Source organism: Kaistella yonginensis, from assembly GCF_030409525.1.
GTDB classification, from domain to species: domain Bacteria; phylum Bacteroidota; class Bacteroidia; order Flavobacteriales; family Weeksellaceae; genus Kaistella; species Kaistella yonginensis.
Genome location: NZ_JAUFQB010000042.1, coordinates 1 through 6,435 on the forward strand (window position 1 = coordinate 1; position 6,435 = coordinate 6,435).

Below are 6,435 nucleotides of genomic sequence, written 5' to 3' on the forward strand. Positions count from 1 at the left end.
AAAATAACAAAAAGAATAACAAACCTATTATAAATAAGCAAGAGCGGAAACGAATCAAAATAAAATATACTATATCGTAGTACGGACAAGTTTTTTGAAAATGATATAACCGATCAGGACTCCAATAATGTCTGCGACCAAATCCAGACCTTCTAAGGAGCGGCCCAAATGCATTTCGTCCTGCAGGATTTCGGTGAGCAATCCATAGATAATCATGATTTGTATAAAAGTGGGAAATTTGATTTTTGGAAATGCGGCTAAAAAGGTAAAACCCAAAAGCGCAAAAATACTTAAATGCAAAATTTTATCAATTCCCTCGAACATAAAGGGATATTCTAGATTTTCTACGCCCGGTTTTAGCAGCATATAAGTAAGAAATGCCCAATAAATGGGCAAAATCTTTCGAAATATTCTTGAAACCTTATCCAAGTGAGGCTTGGTATTCTTCTGCTGAAAGGAGTTCTGAGTAATCAGCACCTTCGGCAATTTCTAATTGAATAATCCAACCGTTGCCATAAGGGTCGGTATTTAAAAGTTCTGGTTGATCTTCTAAGTCTGTATTAAATGCTGAAACGGTTCCGCCCAAGGGCAAGAATAAATCAGAAACTGTTTTTACAGCTTCTACACTTCCGAAAACATCTCCGGCAGAAAGTTCATCGTCTACAGAATCAACATCTACAAAAACAATATCACCCAATTCGCCTTGTGCAAAATCTGTAATTCCGATTGTTGCGGTGTTCCCGTCAATTTTAACCCACTCGTGATCTTTAGTGTACTTTAATTCGCCTGGTAAATTCATTTTGATAATTTTATTGTTCAAAAATAATTAAAATTATGTGATATTCAAAAGATTCTCTCTTTTTTAATAAAGAGATTTGTCAGCGCACCTATTTACAGTGATACACTCCTACTTTTTATTAAATTTAAATGATAATGATTGTTCGCATCAATCCTTTAGTTTGTCTTGTTTTCTTAAATTTGTCTTTATAAATAAACAACTCACCCTCATTGCAGCTGATATTTCTATAAAAAGAAAGAAACACAGCACTTAAAATCAGATTATTAATGAAAATTGAAAATAAATTAAAACGCGCACAGATCACTTTTGAGAGCTGGAAAACAGTTCCTTTTAAGGAAAAGCAAAAATTACTGAAAAAACTTGCAAAAATTCTGGATGACGAAGCGGAAAAATTTGCAAAGACTATCACTAAGGAAATGAACAAACCTATTTCGCAATCGATTTCTGAGGTTAAAAAATGTGCTGTGATGGTTCGCTACTATGCCGAGGCAGAAAATATTTTGAAACCTGAAAAGATAAAAACAGAATTTCGGGTTTCTGAAATTCATTATATTCCAAAAGGTGTTATCTTGGGTGTTATGCCTTGGAACTTCCCCTTTTGGCAAGTGATTCGTTTTGCCGTTCCGGCAGTTTTGGCAGGAAATACCGTGGTTCTAAAACATGCATCCATTTGTTTTGGGAGTGGAAATGCAATAGAGAAAATTTTCCTGCAAGCAGGTTTTCCAAAAGGAGTTTTTCAAAATTTAGAGATTGGGCATCAAGAAGTAAAAACTGTTTTAGAACATCCAATTATAAAAGCAGTAAGTTTAACCGGAAGTGAAAAAGCCGGAGCCGAGGTAGCGTCTATCGCTGGGCAAAAAATTAAGAAATCGTTATTAGAATTGGGTGGTAGCGATGCTTTTATTGTTTTAGATGATTGCGATTTGCAAGCCGCGGCGGAAAGTGGCGCAAAATCCAGATTACTGAATTGTGGCCAAGCTTGCAACGCCGCAAAGAGATTCATCATTCAAAAAAAGGTGGAGAAGGAATTTCTGCCGATATTTGTGCGAGAATATCAGAAATTTGTGGCTGGTGATCCTTTAAAAAAGAAAACCAATATGGCAGGAATGGCTCGTGAGGATTTGGCTGATGAGCTAGAACAGCAATATAATAAAGCCCTAAAAAACGGCGCAGAAATTATTTTGCCGCTCACCAGAATTTCTTCCACCGAATTTGTACCGGGTTTAATTAAAGTAAAAGCTGGCAATCCTATTTTGCAGGAAGAGCTTTTTGGTCCGCTCGGTATGGTCATGATCGCAAAAGATGATCAACAAGCGGTACAATTGGCCAATGATATTCCGTTTGGATTATCGGATTCTGTTTGGACGAATGATAAAAAAAGACAACAATTTTATGTCAACCATTTAGAATCAGGAACTGTAAGTATTAATAAAGCCACAAGCTCTGATCCGCGATTGCCTTTTGGTGGTGCCAAATCATCTGGTTACGGTACCGAACTCTCAATGGTTGCTCTGAAAGAATTTGTGAATGTGAGAACGGTGGTTGGAAAATAATCTTTTTAACCTTTATATAGAAGATCCGTTCAAGTAATTTGACCGAATTTTTTTTCGTCGACAATAATTAAATTTAACTTTCTTGAATATTGTTAGTCTACTTAGAAACCGAAATATGAATTCTATTAAATTAAATCTAGCAGTTGCAATGCTATTTTTGCTTTCTTGTTCTACGAAAACCAAAAATAATGATATCCAAGCTGATCTTACGTCCACTTTAGCACAAACAAATCAAAATATTACCGTTAAGACTGATTATAATAAAGGTTTAAAAAAGTTGAAACCTTCCCACCAAACCGAAATGAACAAGGTTGATTTTCTAACTTATGCCGATGAAGACAATCTGGAGTTATTACTGGAAGAAAAACGAGTAACATTCGTGGTCTTTGGGATGGTTTCTATGGATTACTCAGACTTTGAAAAGAAATTCGGTATTAAAGTGAAAACTGAAAACTGTGTTATTTCAACAGGAATTTCGAAAATAGCATCCTTAAATAATCAACTGATCGCTCATTATTTAAACGAAAAATATACGACTGCTTGGAAGGATGATTTGAAAATGATTCCTTTTGGTTTAAATTAATCTTTAGCCGCTTCCACTTTCAATTGCGAGCGATACAGCGTCGAATAATATCCGCCTTTTTCAAGAAGTTCATCATGCTTTCCTTCTTCTACAATTCTTCCTTGATCCATCACAATAATTTTATCAGCATTGACGATGGTTGAGAGCCGGTGTGCAATGATAATTGAGGTTCGGTTCTTGGTAATTTTTTCGGTTGCTCGTTGGATTAGTTTTTCACTTTCGTGGTCAATGGAAGAGGTTGCTTCATCTAGAATCAAAATTTTAGGATCAGAAAGGTATGCTCTTAAAAAAGATAACAATTGTCTTTGACCTAAAGAAATAGAGGAGCCTCTTTCGCGAACTACATAATCGTAGCCATCAGGCAGACTTTCAATAAATTCATCGACTTCAATATCTCTGGCCACACTTTTTATTTTATCTAAAGTTACCGATTCATCGCCAAAAGCTAAATTCTCATAGATACTTCCGTGGAATAAAAAGACATCTTGTAGGACTACACCAATATGGCTCCTCAGATTGTACAATTCATATTCTTTTAACTCTACATCATCCAACAAAATTTTACCGGAATTAATGTCGTATAGTCTGGTAATCAAACTTATAATCGTAGATTTCCCCGCACCAGTTGCACCAACAATGGCTACGGTTTCCCCTGGATTTACTTTAAAACTGATGCCTTTTAAAACTTCTTGCTTTTCATCATACGAAAAGTGAACATTTTTAAATTCTATTTTACCATCAAAATGATCTTTTGCAATATTTCCTTTATTGGGCATGGCAAAGTCTTCATCCATAATACCCAATACTCTTTCTGCGCCAACAATACCACGTTGTATATTGTTAAAACGATCAGCAATTTGGCGAAGTGGCCGAATTAACATCGAAATAAACTGAATAAAAGCGATTACCGCTCCCGGTGTTATGGTTATAAATCCGCCATAGAACAGGATAAACCCGATAAATAAAGAAGAGATTAATTCGACCACCGGAAAAAATAAGGAAAAGATAAAAACCGTTTTCAGCAAAGCTTGCTTCAAGGTAATATTGATGTCATCAAATTTTTTAAATTCAGCCTTTTGCCGGTTAAAAACCTGCACGATCGACATTCCGGAGAGTCTTTCCTGCACAAATGAATTCTGATTAGAAGTCCAGACCCGTTCATCCGTAAATGCTTTCTTCAATCTTTTTTGAAAAAACCGGGTAATCAAAACCATCAAAGGCAGAATTACCAAAGAGATGTAACTGAGGTGAACATCAACCTGAAACATCATAATCAGCACGAAAACGATACGCAAAATGTCGCCGAAAACCATAAGGAAACCATCCGTATACACCGTTGCAATGGTTTCTACATCGCCAACTGCACGGGTTACCAATTGCCCAATGGCAGTTTTATCAAAAAAAGAAGTACGAAAATAAATTAATTTGTGGTACAAGCGCTCGCGAATATCACGAATTACATTTTGTGAAATAAAATTAGAGAAATAAACCAGGAAGAAATTCAGAATCGTTTCGCCGAACACCAAAGCAACCAAAATATAAATATGTTTCATCATCAATCCCTTATCGCGGAGTTGGATAATGTCGGTATCGACTATTTGCATCGTAAGATACGGTCGATAGGTAGAAATAATCGATAATACGATGGAAATAATTAAGGTAATAATAAACCAAGACCGAAATTTCATTCCGATTACAAATAGCCGTTTAATGATTTCCCAAGTCGATTGTTTCTTCATATTTATTTAAAAATTCTTTGCAAAAATACAGAATTTTGCTGCGATGAGCGTGATCTAAAAATTGAGTTTTGCTATGGAGACGATTAACGCGCTAAAAATCATAACCCACGTCAACTAAAAAAAGTCCCTGAGCTGGTGCTGAAGTTCCGGCGGAATTGCGGTTTTTATCTTCGATGATTTTGCGCAAATCAGACGCTTCAATTTTGCCATTGCCAACTTCAACCATCGTTCCTACAATTGCGCGAACCATATTTCGCAAAAACCGATCGGCCGAAATGGTAAATTTTAATTCAGAACCATTCTGCTCCCAATAAGCCTTGAAAATTTTGCAATTATTGGTTTTATTTTCAGTATGCAATTTCGAAAAACTGGTGAAATCTTCATATTCAAAAAGGATTTTGCAGGCTTCATTCATCCGGTCAACATCCAAATCTCTTTTCCAAATTTGCCAGGCAGAATCTTGTGTGAAAGGATTCTTTTCTAAATCAATGTAATATTCATACGTTCGAAAAGTCGCATCAAACCGGGCATGAAAATCATTTCTCACACCAAATATCTTTTTTACCGCAATATCCTCGGGTAAAAAACTATTTAATTGATACACCAGTTGCTCACCAGGCTTTTTTTCCGTATTAAAATGGGCGATTATTTTCTTCGCATGTACGCCTGTATCGGTTCTACCCGCGCCCGTGATTTTTATTTCTTCACGCAGAATGGTCGATAGCGCTTTCTCTAAAACTTCCTGTACAGAAATTTCGTTGGGCTGGATTTGATAGCCAAAATAATTTTTACCAGAATAAGAAAATTCAATACAATACCTCATCGGCTTCAAATTTACAGAATTTTTAGGAGCAACAAAAGGCCGATCTACACTTAAAAAGCAGTCCCGTTTTCCGTTGCAATCTTTTTTGCTGAGGCAAAAAAGGATTTCCACTTCACCCGGGGCTAGAACCTCAGACCGTTTGTACTTTCGAAAAACTCCTGGGAAATTTTATTGCCAGCAATACCCAAATTTTTTTATAAACTTTTTTAAAAAACTTGGTCTCGTTGGAGTTAATTTTGCACACTGATTCCACAGAATTACACTGATTTTTTCCAAAAACCTCCATGGCTTTGTGGTTTTAAAAAAAAGTAAGAAATTTACGCAATGAAAATACTCCTCCTCTCCGACTCTCATTCCTATATCGATGACCGAATTTTAGAATACGCGAAAAACGCAGATGAAATTTGGCATTGCGGTGATTTCGGAAACTTGGAGGTGATTGAAAAACTGGAGAAAATAAAACCTTTACGTGGCGTTTACGGAAATATCGACGGTACAGAAATCAGGAAAATTTTTCCAGAACTATTGCGGTTTAAATGCGAAGATGTAGAAGTTCTGATGATCCACATCGGTGGCTATCCTGGAAAATACACCCCGCTAGCCAAGACAGAAATCGAAGAAAAAGCACCAAAACTGTTTATTTCTGGCCATTCTCATATTCTGAAAGCGATGTATGATCAGAAAAATAAATTATTGCACTTGAATCCCGGTGCGATGGGAAAAGTTGGATGGCATCAAATGAGGACGATGATGCGTTTCGACATCAAAGGTGATCAGATTGAAAATTTAGAAGTGATTGAATTGGGAAAGAAATAATTGGAGCAACTTTAACCGGGTAGTGTCCCACTAACTGTGTAAGTTGAAAAGTTATTCTGAAAAATTTTGAGCCCTTAAAGCTCAAAAAAAATTTTCGGAAATAACTTTTTTACTATTTTTAA

At 36.1% G+C, this 6,435-nt stretch carries 7 protein-coding genes; 3 read left to right on the forward strand and 4 right to left on the reverse strand.

Annotated features, from left to right (window positions below; translation table 11 throughout):
* Positions 1-69: 69 nt before the first annotated feature.
* Together QWY78_RS09385 and gcvH are read right to left on the reverse strand one after the other, a co-directional pair.
* Complete coding sequence (locus tag QWY78_RS09385; protein ID WP_353960526.1) at positions 70-366, reverse strand: VanZ family protein; 297 nt, start codon at positions 364-366, stop codon at positions 70-72.
* Positions 367-421: 55 nt separating this feature from the next.
* Entirely contained in the window at positions 422-799 is a 378-nt protein-coding gene (gcvH, locus tag QWY78_RS09390) for a glycine cleavage system protein GcvH (RefSeq protein ID WP_290219169.1), read from the reverse strand.
* A gap of 266 nt (positions 800-1,065) precedes the next feature.
* On the opposite strand from gcvH, the gene QWY78_RS09395 reads away from it, so the two are divergent.
* Positions 1,066-2,352 (forward strand): aldehyde dehydrogenase family protein, encoded by a 1,287-nt coding sequence (locus tag QWY78_RS09395; protein WP_290219171.1) that lies wholly within the window; start codon positions 1,066-1,068, stop codon positions 2,350-2,352.
* Positions 2,353-2,467: 115 nt separating this feature from the next.
* Positions 2,468-2,935 carry an FEKKY domain-containing protein gene (locus QWY78_RS09400; RefSeq protein ID WP_290219172.1) on the forward strand — a complete coding sequence of 156 codons (468 nt, stop codon included), beginning with the start codon at positions 2,468-2,470 and terminating at the stop codon, positions 2,933-2,935.
* Here the strand turns inward: QWY78_RS09400 and QWY78_RS09405 are convergent.
* Complete coding sequence (locus tag QWY78_RS09405; protein ID WP_290219174.1) at positions 2,932-4,674, reverse strand: ABC transporter ATP-binding protein; 1,743 nt, start codon at positions 4,672-4,674, stop codon at positions 2,932-2,934. The two genes, QWY78_RS09400 and QWY78_RS09405, sit on opposite strands and share 4 nt — an antisense overlap.
* A 91-nt stretch (positions 4,675-4,765) precedes the next feature.
* Positions 4,766-5,497, reverse strand: a complete 732-nt coding sequence (truA, locus tag QWY78_RS09410; RefSeq protein WP_290219176.1) for a tRNA pseudouridine(38-40) synthase TruA — start codon at positions 5,495-5,497, stop codon at positions 4,766-4,768.
* A gap of 324 nt (positions 5,498-5,821) precedes the next feature.
* Between truA and QWY78_RS09415 the strand changes: the two genes are divergently transcribed.
* On the forward strand, positions 5,822-6,313 hold the full coding sequence (locus tag QWY78_RS09415; protein ID WP_290219180.1) for a metallophosphoesterase family protein: 492 nt from the start codon (positions 5,822-5,824) through the stop codon (positions 6,311-6,313).
* Positions 6,314-6,435: the final 122 nt, after the last annotated feature.

Bases quoted from the DNA above. Each gene is read 5' to 3' on its own strand.
- QWY78_RS09385 (WP_353960526.1), bottom strand. From the start codon at position 366: ATGCTGCTAAAACCGGGCGTAGAAAATCTAGAATATCCCTTTATGTTC.
- gcvH (WP_290219169.1), bottom strand. From the start codon at position 799: ATGAATTTACCAGGCGAATTAAAGTACACTAAAGATCACGAGTGGGTT.
- QWY78_RS09395 (WP_290219171.1), top strand. From the start codon at position 1,066: ATGAAAATTGAAAATAAATTAAAACGCGCACAGATCACTTTTGAGAGC.
- QWY78_RS09400 (WP_290219172.1), top strand. From the start codon at position 2,468: ATGAATTCTATTAAATTAAATCTAGCAGTTGCAATGCTATTTTTGCTT.
- QWY78_RS09405 (WP_290219174.1), bottom strand. From the start codon at position 4,674: ATGAAGAAACAATCGACTTGGGAAATCATTAAACGGCTATTTGTAATC.
- truA (WP_290219176.1), bottom strand. From the start codon at position 5,497: ATGAGGTATTGTATTGAATTTTCTTATTCTGGTAAAAATTATTTTGGC.
- QWY78_RS09415 (WP_290219180.1), top strand. From the start codon at position 5,822: ATGAAAATACTCCTCCTCTCCGACTCTCATTCCTATATCGATGACCGA.